General features: G+C 39.9%; 17 protein-coding genes. 9 read left to right on the top strand and 8 right to left on the bottom strand.

Translation table 11 applies throughout. The features are described 5' to 3' along the window. Positions 1-77: 77 nt before the first annotated feature. The gene (locus tag B1202_RS11385; RefSeq protein WP_078190721.1) at positions 78-959 is read right to left on the bottom strand and encodes a LysR family transcriptional regulator; all 882 of its coding nucleotides are present in this window, start codon (positions 957-959) and stop codon (positions 78-80) included. Positions 960-1,122: 163 nt separating this feature from the next. On the opposite strand from B1202_RS11385, the gene B1202_RS11380 reads away from it, so the two are divergent. The 7 genes from B1202_RS11380 to B1202_RS11350 all read left to right on the top strand — a co-directional run bounded on the left by B1202_RS11380 (position 1,123) and on the right by B1202_RS11350 (position 9,981). Next, positions 1,123-2,640: a CoA-acylating methylmalonate-semialdehyde dehydrogenase gene (locus B1202_RS11380; protein WP_078190720.1), complete on the top strand. Its 1,518-nt coding sequence runs from the start codon at positions 1,123-1,125 to the stop codon at positions 2,638-2,640. Between the two features lie 15 nt (positions 2,641-2,655). Then, positions 2,656-3,555 carry a 3-hydroxyisobutyrate dehydrogenase gene (gene mmsB, locus B1202_RS11375; protein ID WP_078190719.1) on the top strand — a complete coding sequence of 300 codons (900 nt, stop codon included), beginning with the start codon at positions 2,656-2,658 and terminating at the stop codon, positions 3,553-3,555. A gap of 80 nt (positions 3,556-3,635) precedes the next feature. Then, complete coding sequence (locus B1202_RS11370) at positions 3,636-5,291, top strand: AMP-binding protein (RefSeq protein WP_078190718.1); 1,656 nt, start codon at positions 3,636-3,638, stop codon at positions 5,289-5,291. Positions 5,292-5,411: 120 nt separating this feature from the next. After that, positions 5,412-6,539 carry an acyl-CoA dehydrogenase family protein gene (locus tag B1202_RS11365; RefSeq protein ID WP_078190717.1) on the top strand — a complete coding sequence of 376 codons (1,128 nt, stop codon included), beginning with the start codon at positions 5,412-5,414 and terminating at the stop codon, positions 6,537-6,539. 81 nt (positions 6,540-6,620) lie between these two features. Further along, complete coding sequence (locus B1202_RS11360; RefSeq protein ID WP_078190716.1) at positions 6,621-7,394, top strand: enoyl-CoA hydratase; 774 nt, start codon at positions 6,621-6,623, stop codon at positions 7,392-7,394. A 23-nt stretch (positions 7,395-7,417) separates the two neighbouring features. Next, on the top strand, positions 7,418-8,443 hold the full coding sequence (locus B1202_RS11355) for an enoyl-CoA hydratase/isomerase family protein (RefSeq protein ID WP_078190715.1): 1,026 nt from the start codon (positions 7,418-7,420) through the stop codon (positions 8,441-8,443). Between the two features lie 200 nt (positions 8,444-8,643). Next, complete coding sequence (locus tag B1202_RS11350) at positions 8,644-9,981, top strand: MFS transporter (protein ID WP_078190714.1); 1,338 nt, start codon at positions 8,644-8,646, stop codon at positions 9,979-9,981. Between the two features lie 372 nt (positions 9,982-10,353). Here B1202_RS11350 and B1202_RS11345 read toward each other — a convergent pair whose 3' ends face one another. From B1202_RS11345 to B1202_RS11340, 3 genes are all read right to left on the bottom strand, one after another. Continuing rightward, the gene (locus B1202_RS11345; protein ID WP_078190713.1) at positions 10,354-10,644 is read right to left on the bottom strand and encodes a hypothetical protein; all 291 of its coding nucleotides are present in this window, start codon (positions 10,642-10,644) and stop codon (positions 10,354-10,356) included. A gap of 23 nt (positions 10,645-10,667) precedes the next feature. Beyond that, a complete protein-coding gene (locus B1202_RS16385; protein WP_228145160.1) occupies positions 10,668-10,814 on the bottom strand; it encodes a hypothetical protein in 147 nt (48 codons plus the stop codon). A 229-nt stretch (positions 10,815-11,043) separates the two neighbouring features. Further along, the gene (locus B1202_RS11340; RefSeq protein WP_078190712.1) at positions 11,044-11,295 is read right to left on the bottom strand and encodes a hypothetical protein; all 252 of its coding nucleotides are present in this window, start codon (positions 11,293-11,295) and stop codon (positions 11,044-11,046) included. Positions 11,296-11,409: 114 nt separating this feature from the next. On the opposite strand from B1202_RS11340, the gene B1202_RS11335 reads away from it, so the two are divergent. Continuing rightward, positions 11,410-11,604 carry a hypothetical protein gene (locus tag B1202_RS11335; protein WP_078190711.1) on the top strand — a complete coding sequence of 65 codons (195 nt, stop codon included), beginning with the start codon at positions 11,410-11,412 and terminating at the stop codon, positions 11,602-11,604. Further along, positions 11,604-12,047: a hypothetical protein gene (locus B1202_RS11330; protein ID WP_078190710.1), complete on the top strand. Its 444-nt coding sequence runs from the start codon at positions 11,604-11,606 to the stop codon at positions 12,045-12,047. Before B1202_RS11335 ends, B1202_RS11330 begins: the two co-directional genes overlap by 1 nt. Positions 12,048-12,277: 230 nt before the next feature. Here the strand turns inward: B1202_RS11330 and B1202_RS11325 are convergent, their stop codons facing one another. The 4 genes from B1202_RS11325 to B1202_RS11310 form a co-directional block, all read right to left on the bottom strand. Next, positions 12,278-13,531 carry a DcaP family trimeric outer membrane transporter gene (locus B1202_RS11325; protein ID WP_143221604.1) on the bottom strand — a complete coding sequence of 418 codons (1,254 nt, stop codon included), beginning with the start codon at positions 13,529-13,531 and terminating at the stop codon, positions 12,278-12,280. Positions 13,532-13,696: 165 nt separating this feature from the next. After that, positions 13,697-14,902, bottom strand: coding sequence for a 3-oxoadipyl-CoA thiolase (gene pcaF, locus B1202_RS11320; protein ID WP_078190709.1), 1,206 nt, complete (start codon positions 14,900-14,902; stop codon positions 13,697-13,699). A 38-nt stretch (positions 14,903-14,940) separates the two neighbouring features. After that, complete coding sequence (locus B1202_RS11315; RefSeq protein WP_078190708.1) at positions 14,941-15,390, bottom strand: acyl-CoA thioesterase; 450 nt, start codon at positions 15,388-15,390, stop codon at positions 14,941-14,943. A gap of 156 nt (positions 15,391-15,546) precedes the next feature. After that, positions 15,547-17,595 carry a 3-hydroxyacyl-CoA dehydrogenase NAD-binding domain-containing protein gene (locus tag B1202_RS11310; RefSeq protein ID WP_078190707.1) on the bottom strand — a complete coding sequence of 683 codons (2,049 nt, stop codon included), beginning with the start codon at positions 17,593-17,595 and terminating at the stop codon, positions 15,547-15,549. Position 17,596: the final 1 nt, after the last annotated feature.

Here is a 17,596-nt window from a genome sequence, read left to right as displayed (position 1 = left end):
TATATCACTTGAAAGCATAGATACAACATTCATCTAAATTTCTATAACAGTTATAGTTTAGAAGGAAGCTTCATCTCTTAATCCATTAATAAACTATGATATTGGTCGGTTCTTTTTCTCAAAAAGTCCCAGACTAGTTTAATACGTGGCTCATGTTGTAAATCGACTAAGGTCAACATCCAAAAGGTATGCACAAAACGAACATCTTGCGCCAAGACTTGTTCTAATTCGGGTTTTTCCTCAGCCAAAAACTTGGGCAATATTGCCAATCCTGCACCCGCACTCACGGCAATTTGTTGAGCCAAAATACTACTACTTCTAAAGTTTGCATTGAGCTGAATAGGTAAACGTTCTAAACAATACAGTTCGGGGCTATAGACAAGATCATCTATATAATTCACAAAGGTATGTGATTTTAAATCTTCTAATGTATGAATGGGTTGCGTGTTTTTTAAGTATTCCTTACTGCCATAAATCTTTAAACAATAGTCTGCCAGTCGAGTAATGATATAAGGTCCAGATTTCGGTCGATCAATGGAAATAACAATATCTGCTTCACGATGTGAAAGCTTGATCATTTTCGGCACTGGAATAAGGTCGATTGTCAGCAAGGGGTATTTTTTGGACAATTCTGCCAAGAGCTGTGTCAAAAATGCTGTTCCAAACCCTTCGGGTGTGCCAATTCGCACACGACCTTGCATAGGTTGGTTAGGTTTTTCGATTTGTAAAAAAGCCTGTTCCATTTGTTCTACCCGAGGAACCAGTGCCAAACCGTCTAAAGTGAGCTCATAACCTGTGGCTTCACGTTTAAATAATGGTGTGCCTAAAGCCAGTTCTAGTGCATGTATACGTCGAGAAACCGTACTGTGCTCCACACCGATAATACGTGCGGTATTGGTTAGGGTTTTCGCACGAGCCAAAACCAAAAAATACTGTAAATGATCCCAGTCTACTTTCATTGTTATTGTCATCCCTGTGCATATTTGCACATCAATCGTGCGTGAATCTCTATTGGTAGTCAAAATTTTCTTTGCTAGTTTGAAGTGAATTGGAAAATATAAATATAAGGCTTTTGGATATTTTCTAAGTCAGTACAAAACAATAAGTGCCTATGGAGAGGTCATGAACACAATGTCAAATATTCAGTCAGCGACGGCTAAATTATTAATTAACGGTAAATTCGTAGAGTCAAACACTACAGAGTGGCAAGACATTCTAAATCCTGCAACTCAAGAAGTTTTGGGTCGTGTTCCAATGGCGACTATGGAAGAAGTGGATGCAGCGATTGCTTCAGCGCAAGAGGCGTTTAAGACTTGGCGCTTAACACCTGTTCAAGCACGTATGCGCATTATGCTGAAGCTACAAGATTTGATCCGTAGCAATATGAAAGACATTGCCCGTGTACTGACTGCTGAGCAAGGAAAGACGCTAGCAGATGCTGAAGGTGATATTCAACGTGGTTTAGAAGTCGTAGAGCATGCGTGTTCGGTTGGCACACTTCAAATGGGCGAATATATAGAAGGTGTGGCACGTGGTGTGGATACCTATACCTTGCAGCAACCTTTGGGTGTATGTGCAGGAATTACGCCATTTAACTTTCCTGCGATGATTCCACTGTGGATGTTCCCCATGGCCATTGTCAGTGGAAATACCTTTGTTTTAAAGCCATCAGAACAAGATCCATTATCGACCATGATGCTTGTAGAACTTGCAATTGAAGCTGGTATTCCAGCAGGCGTGTTGAACGTAGTGCATGGTGGTAAAGACGTCGTTGATCGTTTATGCACACATCAAGCTATTAAGGCCATTTCATTTGTAGGCTCTACGGCTGTTGGTACACATGTATATAACCTTGCAGGACAGCATGGAAAACGTGTGCAGTCAATGATGGGGGCTAAAAACCATGTGGTGGTGATGCCAGATGCCAATAAAGAACAAACCTTAAATGCTCTCGTTGGTGCAGCATTTGGTGCAGCAGGTCAGCGTTGTATGGCTTTGTCAGTTGCTGTCATGGTTGGTGAAAGTAAAGAATGGGTCAATGAGCTGGTTGAAAAAGCCAAAACGCTGAAGGTTAATGCAGGGCATGAGCCGAATACCGATATTGGCCCAGTCATTTCACCTCGCGCAAAAGCACGTGTACTGGATTTAATTCAAAGCGGTGTAGAGCAAGGCGCAGAACTGTTGCTGGATGGTCGTGATGTTGAGGTCATCGGCTATGAGCAAGGAAACTTTGTCGGAGCGACGATTTTTAATCAAGTTTCAACCGATATGCGTATCTATACCGAAGAAATCTTTGGACCCGTGTTAGCCATTATTCATGTTGATACTCTGGAGCAGGCGATTGAATTGATTAATGCCAATCCATTTGGCAACGGTGTAGGACTGTTTACACAAAGCGGTGCAGTCGCACGTACATTCCAAAGCGATATCGATATTGGTCAAGTGGGTATCAATATTCCAATTCCTGTACCTGTTCCTTTCTTTAGCTTTACAGGATCGCGTGGTTCAAAACTGGGTGACTTAGGTCCATATGGTAAGCAAGCAGTTCAGTTCTATACACAAACTAAAACTATCACCAGTCGTTGGTTTGAAGATACACAAGAAAAAGGTGAAGTGAATACCACCATTAACCTACGTTAATTTAGGAGTTCAAGGATGAATATTGCCTTTATCGGTTTAGGAAACATGGGCGGAAAAATGGCCCAAAACCTACTCAAAGCAGGTTTTACGGTTTACGGTTTTGACTTAAGCGAAATTGCGATTCAGCATTTTACTGAAGCAGGTGGCATTGTTTGCCAAAGCCCACAAGATGCCGCGAAACAAGCAGATGTCGTGATTAGCATGTTGCCTGCTGCCAAGCATGTCAAAGAGGTGTACTTGGGAGAAAATGGTGTATTAGCGGTAATGAAAGCAGGAAGCTTATGTATCGATAGCAGTACCATTGATCCGCAAACCATTAAGGATATAGCCGAAGCCGGTGCTGCACATCAGATAAAAATCTGTGACGCACCTGTTTCAGGCGGCACTATTGGTGCTCAGGCAGGTACTTTAACCTTTATGGTCGGTTCAGATGATCAAACCTTTGAAAGAACCAAAGCTGTATTGGGCCACATGGGTAAAAACATTGTGCATTGTGGTGATGTGGGTGCAGGTCAAATTGCAAAAATTTGCAATAACTTGATTCTTGGTATTTCCATGGCAGCCGTTGCTGAAGGTATGGCGCTCGGTGCGCGTCTGGGGATTGATCCTCAAGCCCTAGCAGGTGTTGTGAATAGTTCGAGCGGACGTTGTTGGAGTTCGGATGTATGTAATCCATGGCCGGGTATCTCAGCGAATGCACCTGCGGGACGTGGTTATACCGATGGTTTTGCAACGCAGTTGATGTTGAAAGATCTAGGATTGGCTGTAGAAGCCGCAGGACAAGTCAAACAGCCAATTATTTTAGGCGGACTAGTTCAGCAAATGTATCAACAGCTGTGTTTACAAGGTAATGCACACTTAGATTTTTCAAGTATCGTGCAGCAATACTTACCTAAGGACGCTGAATCGCATTGAACACCAATCTAGCCTAGGGATGGCTAACAATATAAACACTCGTGTCGGAACAACAATAAATTGAGACTGAGGTAGAGAAGATGTCGAATTATCAAGATGTTGCAAAGGCATTTGACTTAAATCATGCTGCCAAAGAAATGTTATCAGGCTCTTTAGAGCAATTAAATGCATGTTATGAATGCTGCGACCGTCATGCGATTGATCAAAATAAGGTCGCACTATATTGGCAAGGTAAAGATGGGCGGAAAGAACAATATACCTTTGCAGAGCTGCAACAGTGGTCGAGCCAATTTGCCAATTTTTTAAAGTCACAGGGTGTGCAAAAGGGTGATCGTGTATCGGGTTTATTACCCCGTACAGTTGAATTACTTGTGGTGATTTTAGGGGCTTGGCGAATAGGTGCTGTATATCAACCGCTATTTACCGCCTTTGGCCCCAAAGCCATTGAACATCGTTTACACCTTGCACAAAGCAAATTGGTGATCAGTGATGTGGGTAATCGTAGTAAATTAGATGAAGTTGCACATTGTCCCCAAATCGTTACTGTTGCAGATCGAGCGGGTCAAGGGATTCAGCAGGGGGATTTAAACTTTTGGGATGAAGTCAAAGCACAGTCTACAGCGTGCGACTTCGTCTTACAGAGCATCAATGATCCATTTCTTCTAATGTTTACCTCAGGTACCACAGGTCCTGCAAAACCATTAGAAGTCCCGCTCAAAGCCTTAATCGCATTTGGTCAATATATGAAAAATGCGGTAGGGCTGCGTGAAGATGATTCATTTTGGAATATTGCCGATCCGGGTTGGGCTTATGGTTTGTATTATGGCATCACTGGGCCACTTTTACTTGGACATGCAACGCTCTTTTACGAAGGCGGTTTTAGCATTGATAGTCTCTGTCAGATCGTAGATGACTACAAAGTGACGAACCTTGCAGGCGCACCGACAGCGTATCGGATGATGATGGCGGCTGATCCTGAACAAATGGTAAAACTCAAAGGAAAATTCCGTGTGGTCAGTAGCGCTGGAGAGCCGCTTAACCCTGAAGTGTTCCGTTGGTTTAAACAAGTCCTAGATGCACCCATCTTTGACCATTATGGTCAGACTGAAGTTGGTATGGTGGTGTGTAATCACCATGGTTTACAACATGATATTCGCGCAGGTGTCGCAGGTTATGCCAGTCCAGGATATCGCGTGGCGGTTGTTGATGAACAAGGGCAAGAGCTAGCTGCAGGAACGCCGGGAGTGCTTGCTGTCGATATTAGTCAATCACCGATGATGTGGTTCGGTGGCTATAAAGAAAGTCGTAAGTCACCCTTTGTAAAGCATTATTACCTCACTGGTGATACCGCGGAATTACACGCAGATGGCAGTATGAGCTTCGTTGGTCGTAATGATGATGTGATTACAACATCAGGTTATCGTATCGGGCCATTCGATGTAGAAAGCGCTTTACTTGAGCATGATGCAGTGATTGAAGCAGCGGTAATTGGTGTACCTGATCCAGATCGGACAGAAATCGTAAAAGCTTTTGTAATTTTAGCTGAGCATGTCACAGCGTCAGAAGAATTAGCGGAGCAGCTAGGGCAATTTGTGAAAAAGCGCCTATCTGCACATGCTTATCCACGATTGGTGGAGTTTGTTCAAGAACTGCCTAAAACTCCAAGTGGAAAAATTCAGCGTTTCTTATTAAGAAATCAAGAGATTGCGAAACAATCCACGCAGCATGCAAGTTAAATGACGTAACGATTAACTCTAAATTAATGCCGAACAATCAGGATCAAAATCAAGCTTTCATTCAGTTTTAGTCATTTTCAAAGTGGATGAAAGCAATTGATTGATGTACAGGAAGATAAGATGCAATTTACCGAAGAACAATTATTAATTCAGGACATGGCACGCAGTTTCGCGCAGGAACAAATTAAACCTCAAGCGGCCGAATGGGATAAACACGGTACCTTTCCCAAAGCGGCTTTAGCGCAGATGGGAGAACTGGGTTTATTGGGCATGCTGGTATCAGATGAATGGGGTGGTTCAGATACAGGTAATCTTGCCTATGTTATGGCTTTAGAAGAGATTGCAGCGGCCGATGGGGCAACCTCAACCATTATGAGTGTACATAACTCAGTAGGCTGTGTTCCTATTGCTAAATTTGGCACAGAAGAACAAAAGCAGAAATATTTAGTGCCTTTAGCACAAGGCAAAATGATCGGTGCATTTGCATTAACTGAGCCGCATACAGGTTCAGATGCTGCTGCCATTAAAACTCGTGCAGTCAAAGATGGTAATGAATGGGTGATTAATGGTGCTAAGCAGTTTATTACCTCTGGTCATAATGCAGGGGTAATCATTGTCTTTGCTGTGACTGATCCAAGTGCAGGGAAAAAAGGCCTGAGTGCTTTTATTGTCCCAAGAGAAACTCCCGGCTATGAAGTGATTCGTACTGAAGAAAAGCTTGGATTACATGCCTCAGATACCTGCCAAATTGCACTCACAGATGTGCGTGTGCATGAAAGCCTAATGTTAGGAAAAGAAGGTGAAGGTTTGAAAATCGCCTTATCAAATCTAGAAGGCGGTCGTATTGGTATAGCGGCGCAAGCGGTAGGTCTTGCACGAGCAGCATTAGAAGAAGCAACCCGATATGCCAAAGAGCGTATTACCTTTGGTAAACCAATTTTTGAACATCAGGCAGTTGCGTTCCGATTGGCAAGTATGGCGACAGAAATAGAAGCCGCACGCCAATTGGTCTATCACGCGGCACGTTTAAAAGAAGCAGGACAGCCTTGCTTAAATGAAGCGTCTATGGCCAAGCTTTTTTCATCTGAAATGGCTGAACGTGTTTGCTCCGCAGCATTACAAGTCTTTGGAGGTTATGGCTATCTCAAAGATTTCCCTATAGAGCGTATTTATCGTGATGCACGTATTTGCCAAATCTATGAAGGCACAAGTGATATCCAACGTCTAGTAATTGCCCGCAGCTTATAACGTGGTCTTTAAGACATTTAAACGAAAAGGCTTCAGATATAAAGCCTACTCATAAATATTGAACATATATAGGGATCTCACATGCAATTTGAAACGATTCTGCTCGAAAAAAACAATGGTGTTGGACTCATTACTTTAAATCGTCCTCAGGCCTTAAATGCGTTGAATAGCACATTAATTCAAGATCTTAATTTGGCCTTGGATGATTTAGACAGAGATTCTTCCATTGGCTGTATGGTTATTACAGGTTCAGAAAAAGCCTTTGCCGCTGGTGCAGATATTAAAGAAATGGCTGAACTGAGTTTCCCAAATATTTATTTGGATGATTTTTTTCATCTGGCAGATCGAATTGCACAGCGCCGTAAACCTTTAATCGCAGCTGTCAGTGGTTATGCGTTAGGTGGAGGCTGTGAGTTAGCGCTCATGTGTGACTTTATTTACTGTGCCGACAATGCAAAATTCGGTTTACCAGAAGTGACATTGGGAGTAATTCCCGGAATAGGTGGTACACAGCGCTTAACGCTTGCTATAGGTAAGGCCAAAGCCATGGAAATGTGTCTGACTGCCAGACAAATGGGCGCAGTAGAAGCAGAGCAGAGTGGTTTAGTTGCTCAAGTCTTTCCTAAAGAGGAGTTGGTCGAAAAGACCTTAAAAGCTGCTGAAAAAATAGCCGAAAAATCTGTAGTGGCAACCATGATGATCAAAGAGTCAATTAACCGTGCATTTGAAGTCAGTTTGCAAGAAGGTTTACGTTTTGAACGTAGAACATTCCATTCGATTTTTGCAACTCAAGACCAAAAAGAAGGCATGCAAGCATTTGTTGAAAAGCGCCAAGCCAATTTTAAAAACAATTAAAAAGAAAAAAGGATGATACGGATATGAGTACAAATAACTTAATGATTGAAGAACATGGACATTTAGGCCAAATCAGTTTAGATCGCGTGGCAAGTTTAAATGCCTTGTCTTTGGAAATGATCCAAGGGATTCAACAGCAATTAGCACTTTGGGCTGATCAAACTAATATTCATGCCGTACTTATTCGCTCAAATAGTCCCAAAGCATTTTGTGCAGGTGGAGATATTCGCTATCTTTATGATAGTTATATGAATGGTAAAGAAGATCATCAAGCTTATTTTCAAGCTGAGTATGAAATGCTGAATAGCATTCGTGCCTATGAAAAACCCATTATTGTCATACTTGATGGCTATGTACTTGGCGGTGGATTTGGCTTAGCGCAAGCATGTCATGTGCTTGTGAGTAGCGAAAAATCTAGATTTGCCATGCCTGAAACTGCCATTGGATTTTTCCCAGATGTGGCTGCGACACACTTTTTATCACGTTTGGATGATATTGGTGTGTACATGGCAACTACGGGCGATCAAATCAGTGCCAGCGATGCGTTATATCTAGATTTAATTGACTACCATGTTCCGAGTGAGCAACTTGTTCAATTAGAAGAAGAATTAAAAAATTCCAAGCAACTAAGCAAGGAAAATATTGAACAATTGATTGCGAAATATATTACTCGACCAGCGGAAAGTGAACTTAGTCAAAATGCAGATTTAATTCGTAAGCATTTTGGTTTTGAGAGCATTGATGCCATTGAAAATAGTCTTGAAAATGAACAGCATAATGATGCTCAGCCGTGGGCGTTAAAAATACGCAATACCTTGGAACAACGATCTCCAATCGCGAAAAGAATCAGTTTACAACTCCAGCATTTAGGTCGTGGTCTTTCACTAACGCAATGCATGCAAATTGAACGACATTTGCAAGACGTTTGGTTTCAACATGGCGATATTGTCGAAGGTGTGCGTGCATTAATTGTGGATAAAGACAAACAGCCAAAGTGGCAACAGTCTAGTCCGACTTTAGACAAAATAATGGAGGAAATATCTATTTAATCAGTAGGTTTATATATTTAACGGTTCAAAAACTTGGTCAATATTCCTATTTGATTTCATGTTCGATATGAACAAGTGACTCAGCGTAAATTGAACATATAAGATCTAAAAATATTGATTTTCAAGAAGAAAATCATCACATAAACCAAGCATCGTGAAAATGCAACATAGAAATATCTTGCAGAATAAGGAAGATAACAATGCAAAATGTACAGGGAAACACAGCTCCACCAGCTAAGTCCTCGCATCGTTTAGCGGGTATTTCCAGCATGGTGGGTACAACCATCGAATGGTATGACTTTTTTATCTATGGTGCTGCCGCAGCACTCATTTTCAATCGACTTTTTTTCCCAAATCTTGATCCCTTAACTGGCGTGTTGGCTGCATTTGCAACCTATGCTGTAGGCTTTATTGGTCGACCACTTGGTGGAATTGTTTTTGGTCATTTTGGCGATAAAATTGGTCGTAAATCAATGTTATTGGTTACATTAATGTTGATGGGTATTCCCACGGTGATGATTGGGTTGTTACCGACTTTCGAAACCATTGGTTATTGGGCAACTGTTTGTTTAATTATTTTAAGATTTATACAAGGCATGGCCATGGGTGGCGAATGGGGCGGAGCAGTCCTCATGGCGGTAGAACATGCGCCAGCGGGAAAAAAAGGCTTTTGGGGAAGTTTACCGCAAGCCAGTACAGGTGGTGGTTTATTGCTCGCTTCGGTGGCTTTAGGTCTAGTCTCAATGTTGCCTGAAGAAGCACTTTTTAGCTGGGGTTGGCGTCTACCATTTTTAGCCAGCATTATTTTACTGGCTGTAGGTTGGTATATTCGCGTAAAGGTGCCTGAGTCTCCAGACTTTGAAAAAGTTAAAGCTCAAACCGAAACAATTAAAGTTCCAGCAAAACAAGTGTTTAAAAATCATCCTAAGCAGTTGATTACGATTATTTTATCTCGTGCTGCTGAAAATGCTTGGTTCTATTTGGCATCGACATTTGCTTTAGCTTATACAACCACACAGCTAAATATTCCTAGACAAGATATCTTGTTTGCAACAATTTGTGGTGCTGCAGTCATCATGGTTATTACGCCAATTTTTGGGCATTTGTCTGATAAAGTTGGGCAAAAAAACATGTTTAGATTTGGTTTATGCGTACTGGCTTTATACAGCTATCCATTTTTTGCGATGTTAAATACCAAGGATCCTGTATTGGTTTGGACGGCCATTGTGATTGGTATTGGCGTGGTTTTTCCTTTGATGTATGCGCCGCAGTCACAGTTATTTTCACGCCAATTTCCAGCAGAAATACGTTATAGCGGTATTTCAATCTCAGTTCAATTTGCAGGCGTGCTAGGTGGCGGTTTAGCACCATTAATCGCGACGAAATTACTAAGTATTGGTGATGGAAGCCCTAATTTAATTATTGCCTATATTTCAGGCTTTGCAGTGATTGCGATTATTGCGTCGTCATTTTTAAAGCCGGATCAAATAGAGCGAAAGGCAAAAGCATTTAGCAGTGAGGAAATCAAATCATCCTAAATCAATAATCAGGAAAACAATAGATTGATTTAAAATATAGAATTTCAATATAGAAATACATGTGAAAAAGCCATAGCAACAGTTGTTATGGCTTTTTCTTGTCTAAGGATTGTAGTAGGACAAATTTATTTTAGCGAAGCTTAGGAAATTAGCAATTTGAATACGGTGATGTGCAAGAGCTGTGAATCATCATCTTAGTAAATAAAGTTAAAACATTTCGTATAATGTATATTATGTTAAATAGCATATCCAAGACTGTGGCCTGCACAAACCATCTGTTGCCACAGCTCGACATCGTGAATATGCAAAATTCATTCACGATGCCGAGTATCCTAATGAACATAATATACGTTATGCCGAAATCCGTGAGCTTTAGTTAACAAAATATTGTTCTAAATCTAAAAAAGCAAACTGCTGAACTGTTGAACCATCATCAACCTGAAAAGATTCATTTTCTACCCTTGTACATTGATAAAACTTATCAAATTTTATTGGTGCTGGTAAAAATTTCTGATGCTGAATAACTACAATACAATTTTCATTTTCTTTAATTGAATCACATTCATCAAATTCAATAATTTTGAAATCCGGATACTGATCTTTTAAATATCTAGCAAAAATAGACTTGCCTGAAGCTGGACGACCTGTAATTAAAATTTTCATAAAATACCCTATTTGAATGTTTTCTAGTCAATCGTAACCCGCATGTTATAAATGGGGGTAGAAAAATCAGTCAGGAGACTAGATTCAGGGCTATGGAATTGCAGTTCTGGGGTGCTTTCCCCCGTGTTTTTACGGGTAATGATGGTTTTTTGATCAATCTTTTTAGACATTAGAAACCACCCCAAACAATAAAATTTATTGGCGATCTAACAAATTCAAAACATTCATGAAATGCTAAATCTTCATCATTAATAAAATACTGGCCACATCCACTGCAAAAATGATCCATGAATCACCCCAAACAACGAGTTAAATGAAATGAAATAACTGATTTATGCATGATTGAATAACAGCGAGGAAATTCAACTGTGTCGATCTGGTGAACCGAATGAATAAGCATCAGCAATCCCCCATTTCTTCTTTTAATTCAGCATTTGTTTTTTTATAGATATCTGCATGAGCATCAATCAGCGAATAGTCATAAGCCATTTCAGAAGCAACCAATGCCAAATGCTCTAAACACTGCTCTGTGGAGAAAGCAGGAACAAAGTTATCAATTGCACATTGACCATTCTGAGAAACAAGCTCAGCTACCCTGTTAAATGCCGCTTGGGTGAAAGACTGTAAATCAGGAAAATTGTAGTTAATCATATAAAAGTTACCTAGTAACTTGGTTTAACGAATTAAACAAAGTTTATAGGTAACTTGTAAACTAATAAATAGAGTTAAAATTAACTTAGTAACTGTTAAACGAAGATCGAGAAAATGAGTAAAGTCTATAAGCTGAGAACAGATGAGGTCGAAGCTATCAAAGAAACCTTAATGAAATTTGTTGTACAGAAAAAAAGTCTAATGGCAGAAAGTGATGTAATACATGCACTTATTAAATATCATCTACAAAATTTAAAAGCAGATGAAGTACTTAAATATAGACAAGATGTTCTAGGAAAAGACGAATAATGTTTATTGGAATAATTTGCATCATTGTCGGATTTATATTCGGATACCTCTGGAGAGATTCACGCCCTGAAAATGAAAAGCCCAAAACTCAAAAAACAAGGAATGTATATCTCAGCTATAACGAAAGACAGCGAGAAAAAATTCGCTATTACAATGATGCAGATAGAATCAGACAGCTAAATCTACTTTCCCCCAATGAAAGTAAATTTATGCGACTACTACAACATCAATTTGAAGATCAAAGGCTTATTGTAAAAGACAGACGCTTTTATATTGCCGATCAAGATAACTACCCGATTGCAATATTTGAATATCGAGATGGAACAAAAGAACTAAAAGTAAAAGATGTTGAAGATGGAATTCCTGTATTTCTATACAAGGCAATTATCTCCAGTGATGCAATTGCAGAAGATAAGCAAGCGCTCAAATCGAATGTCGCATAACGTAATTATTATGTTAAATAGATATCATCTGAAATTTTGTTCATTAATGTTGATATAAACTAACGATTACCTCCTTGAAATGTCAAGTTTTCTATTGCTAAAACTATTCTGAGGCTTTAATAATTCCCCATAAATAGTTGTCAATTTAAAAATATTTTTCTCTCAAAGTAATTAAATTGAACATATAAAAAGGAATAGAGAAATTTCTCTATTCCTTAAGCTAATTTATCTTAGAAATCATATTTCGCCATGATTTCTATACGGTTGTCGTTACCTGTTATCCCTTCAACTGTTTGACGCTCGCCATAGACATATTCCATACCGAGTGTAATGGGTTTGATTGGGTTATACATGACATTGAGCCAGCCTTGCTGAAGATGATCATTTCCACCAACCATGTTTTCTTTATAATGCATTGCACTATAAGCTAAAGTACCGCGTAAGTTAGGACTAAATTTATATGTTGTGCCGATATTGAACGTATCAAACTCTACAAGATCCAAATCATCATTTTTTACAAAATAATTATTTGCATTATATAATAGGTATTTATTGTCGCCGGATGCATGAGAATAATTAAAACTTAAAATAATATTATCAATGTCATATTTAGTTCCGACTCCTATCCCCCAACCTAATGCAGTCTCATCATTTAAATCACGTGCACGTACCTCTTGAACCATCCCTCGAACTGTAATAATTCCAGCTCCTTCAGCAAATTTATGAATAATTTTTGCTGTGGCTGTAGGTAAGCGATTTTGTTCATTACCCTTTTCTAGACCTAAAAAATATTTTGTATTTTTACTTAAATTATCAGTAAATCGAACCATTGGTGTACGGTAGGTACCAGAACCTAATGCACCATTAAAATCAATCATTTCTGGTATTGTTTCAGTAGACAGAAAATTAGAGGTAGTTTGACCAATTAACCAGTTGTTATAAGTCATATAAACATGGCGTAATCGGACGGTATCCTTATCTGGACCACCCCGGAAATCGATTTCAATTTTACCGCTTACATCTGCTTCTTGATTGGGAGCTTTAAAATCTAAACCTATTCGCGTAGTTGTAAGCGTTGCATCTAAACGATCTTCAGTCGATTTTTTATTTGCATCTCCTTCTAGCGTCACGCTATTGATGCTGTTAAACATGCCTTTTGCACCTTCAATTTGATAGGCAGCATCAGCACGCACAAAACCATAAAGGTTCACCTCTGCTCCGCCCTTCGATTTCCTTTTCAGTGTAGAAGCGTCCGCAGTTTTTGGGGAATGATCTGATGTTAAATGTACTGGGGTGGTTGATGATTCAACTTTCGCATTTGTTGACCAAGGGGTATTTAAGTTTTGTTGCTGAATCCAGGCTTTTACTGCTTCAAGTTCACTACGTAACTCTTGTATTTGTTGTTGTTCAGCTTCACCTGCATATGCATTGCTGAACATGAAAGTCATTACCGTGAATGCAAGGGTATTTACAACCAAGCGCATAAAGATCTCCAATATTTTAAATAAGGTTCGTCCATGACTTTTTGATTTTTCAAAAATTTTATTTTATATTTTTAAATCAATATCAATAATTTATTAATTATCTGAATTAAAAATCATAATGAATTAGAAGATTTTTAGAGATCCTAGAAATCTTCTAAAGAGTTTTTACTTTCTGCTGATGATCAAGGCAATTCCTTGCCCCACACCAATACACATTGAGCAAAGTGCATAATTTCCATCTATAGCTTCAAGCTGGTTTAGGGCTGTCGCTACCAGACGTGCACCTGAAGCACCCAGTGGATGACCAATAGCGATGGCCCCGCCATTTGGATTAACGCGAGCTTCATCATCCGCCAAGCCTAAATCGCGAGTACATGCCAATGCTTGAGCAGCAAAGGCTTCATTCAGTTCAATGACATCCATCTGATCTAGAGTTAGACCTGTTTGATCAAGAAGCTTTTTGATTGCTGGAGCTGGACCAAAGCCCATGATGCGTGGCTCTACACCTACGACAGTTGAAGCAATAATTTTGGCACGTGGTTTTAAACCATATTTTTCTACAGCTTCATCTGATGCAATCAGAATTGCTGCTGCACCGTCATTGATTCCTGATGCATTGCCTGCTGTCACAGTCCCATCGGCTTTTACTACAGGTTTAAGCTTGGCTAAGCCTTCTGCTGTGGTTGACGAACGTGGATGTTCATCGGTATCCAACACAATCGTTTCACCTTTACGCTGTGGGATACTGACAGGGATAATTTCGTTTTTAAAGAAGCCTTTGGCTTGTGCGGCTGCCGTACGCTGTTGGCTTTCTAAAGCAAACTTATCTTGATCTATACGGTTAATATTGAACTGTTCAGCAACATTTTCAGCGGTTTGCGGCATGGTTTCTACGCCATACAGTTCTTTCAGTTTTGGATTAATAAAGCGCCATCCCATGGTGGTATCTTCAATCTTTTGACTGCGGCCATATGCACTGTCTGATTTGCCCATTACAAAAGGCGCACGTGACATGCTTTCTACACCACCTGCAATGATCAAATCAGCTTCATTAGCTTTAATCGCTCGAGCAGCCATAGCAATCGCATCAAGGGATGATCCGCACAAGCGGTTCACTGTCGTTGCAGGGACTTGGTAAGGCAAGCCTGCAAGTAGTGCTGACATACGGCCCACATTACGGTTGTCTTCGCCGGCTTGATTGGCGCAGCCGTAAATTACGTCATCAACTTGTTGCCAATTTACAGATGGATTACGTTCCATCAGTGCTTTAATTGGCAATGCACCTAAGTCGTCTGCACGCACTGGTGCAAGTCCGCCTGCATAGCGGCCGAAAGGTGTACGGATGGCATCGATGATGTATGCGTTTTTCATCATAAATCCTTTTTATAGATATGTGTCGTTGATTAAATTCAATTATTTTGTAGGCGTATTTTTTTACGTCTTAAAGCTGCTTCATAACGGCATTTCTTAAGTTCTGAATCAACATTTAAGGGAGCGATCTCAGACGGTTTACCATTATTATCAACTGCCACCATTGTGAAATAGCAACTGTTGGTATGCCGTATTTGGCGACTTTGGATATTTTGAGCTTCAACACGAATTCCTATTTCCATAGAACTTCGCCCGACATAATTTACATTTGCCAGAAATGAAACCATTTCTCCTACTTTAATAGGTTCCTTAAATAAAACCTGATCGACCGATAAAGTAACGACGTAGGTTCCTGAATAACGACTGGCACATGCATAAGCAACTTGATCGAGTAACTTCAGTATTGTTCCCCCATGAACATTGCCAGAAAAATTAGCCATATCCGGTGTCATCAATACACTCATCGTTAAACTGCTTTGATCACTCATGTTCAATCTGTAAGTCAGTATTTGTTGATTTGGATTATATTGAATTGAAATTAATAAAAATTTCCAAAAAATCACGACCTCATGTCTTTCTTTCAAGTAAAAAAAAGCCTGAGCGAAGTCAGGCGAATAGGCAACTCTTACTTAAAACAGAACCGATTAAGCTGTTTTAGCAAGTTTTTGAAAAATTGAAATATCTCCAGCAATAAAACCAGAGCCTGAAACTTCAGCCAAAGCTTTTTGTTTTTCATAGAGTTCATCTAGATTCTGTCTTGACGCCCAATATGCAGGTCCACCTTCCCATTTAGGAAATCCAAAGCCATTGATCATCACTAGATCAATATCATTCATTCTTGCTGTAACACCCTCCGCCAAAAGCAAGGCCGCTTCATTGGCCATAGTGAGTAATACACGTTCTATAATCTGCTCAGAACTAAATTCTTTACGTACAATTTTTTTCTGTTCAGAGGCATACATAATTAGCTCTGTTATAACGGGATCTATCTGCTTTTTTCCATCAGCATAGCTGTAATAACCTGCTTGAGTTTTTACACCAAAACGGCCTAATTCACATATTTGATCTGGAATTGAAACATAACGCGCCTCAGGATTACGTTTATGCGCATTGGCTTTTCGCATATTCCATGCGATATCCAAGCCAGATAAATCACCTACCGCAAACGGCCCCATATTAAAGCCATAACGTTCAATTGCTTCATCAATTTGGTGTGGTAAAGCACCCTCTTCCAGCATTAATTCACATTGATATCGATAAGCCGCATATATACGATTTCCAATAAATCCAAAGGAATTTTTACAAATAATCGGGAGTTTTCCTAATTTTTGAACTAATGCAAATGCTGTAGCGATGACTTCTTGAGACGTATTATTTCCGTGGATCACTTCAACTAAACGCATGATATGCGCTGGGTTAAAGAAATGAATCCCCACAATGTTTTCTGGTCGAAGGCTGACTTCTGCAATTTCATCCAAATCAATATATGAGGTATTGCTAGCAATAATGGTGTTTGCAGATGCAATACTTTCAATTTTTCGAATTAAATCTTGTTTTACCGCTAAATTTTCAAAAACGGCTTCAATCACTAAGTCCGCATGTTCAAATGCGGATTCATGATCGCTAAGTTCAAGCTGTGCAAGCTGAACATCTCTTAGTCCGGTTTTAATACGTGCGGATGTTATATCTGCTTCATAAATGGAATCAATCCGCGATTTGCATTGAACTAATATTGATTTTGATTGGTCATAAATAGTGACATGAAACCCTGCTTTTAAAGCTGATACAGCTATGCCAGTTCCCATAGTGCCTGCACCCACCACAACAATATTTTTCAGCGGTTTAAGCGGTGCTTCTTTCAAATTAATGACTTTTTTAGCATTTGTTTCAGCAAAGAATAAATGCCTGCGCGCAAAAGCCTCTTCACCTATACGCAATTGCTGGAAAACGCGTCGTTCTTCAGCCAAACTTTCATAGAAATCAACATCAGCAGTTGCCTTAATCAAACGGATTGATTCTTGAACAGGCGGTCGATGTTTTCCAGCCCTCAATGCTTTTTTTACAATGGCATCAAATTCAGCAGATTCATCTTTTTCAACAGTTTTATTTGATAATGGATTTTTTTGCGCTGTTTTCGCAAACTCTACTGCAAATTGGCGTAATTCACCTTCTGCAATTACATCTATCATCCCTAGCTTTAATGCTTCTTGTGATTTATAGCGCTTCCCTGAACAGATGACTTGAATGCTTTTAGCCATTCCAATTAAACGTGGTAAGCGCTGTGTTCCACCTGCACCCGGCAGCATACCTAAAGTCACTTCAGGCAAACCAACAATTGTATTTTCTGACGCTAAGCGTGCATCACAGCCCAAAGCCAGTTCATATCCACCGCCCAAGGTTGCACCGCTAATGGCTGCAATCACTGGTTTGGGGCATTCCTCAATTGCCTTGATCACTTGAGGCAACTCTGGCGGAGTAATTGGTTTGCCAAACTCCTTAAGGTCTGAACCAGAGATAAAGTTTTTGTCTTTACCAATAATGACAGCGGCTGTTAGTGTGTCATCTTGAGTAAATTTTTCAACGGCATCAAGCAGCCCCTTACGTACTGACCAAGACCCTGTATTTACTGGCGGATTATCGATCACAATAACCGCAATTGAACCGTCTATTTCATAATGAATCGTTTCTGTCATG

Source organism: Acinetobacter amyesii (assembly GCF_002018365.1).
GTDB classification, from domain to species: domain Bacteria; phylum Pseudomonadota; class Gammaproteobacteria; order Pseudomonadales; family Moraxellaceae; genus Acinetobacter; species Acinetobacter amyesii.
This window is presented reverse-complemented; position numbering and strand designations above follow the sequence as displayed.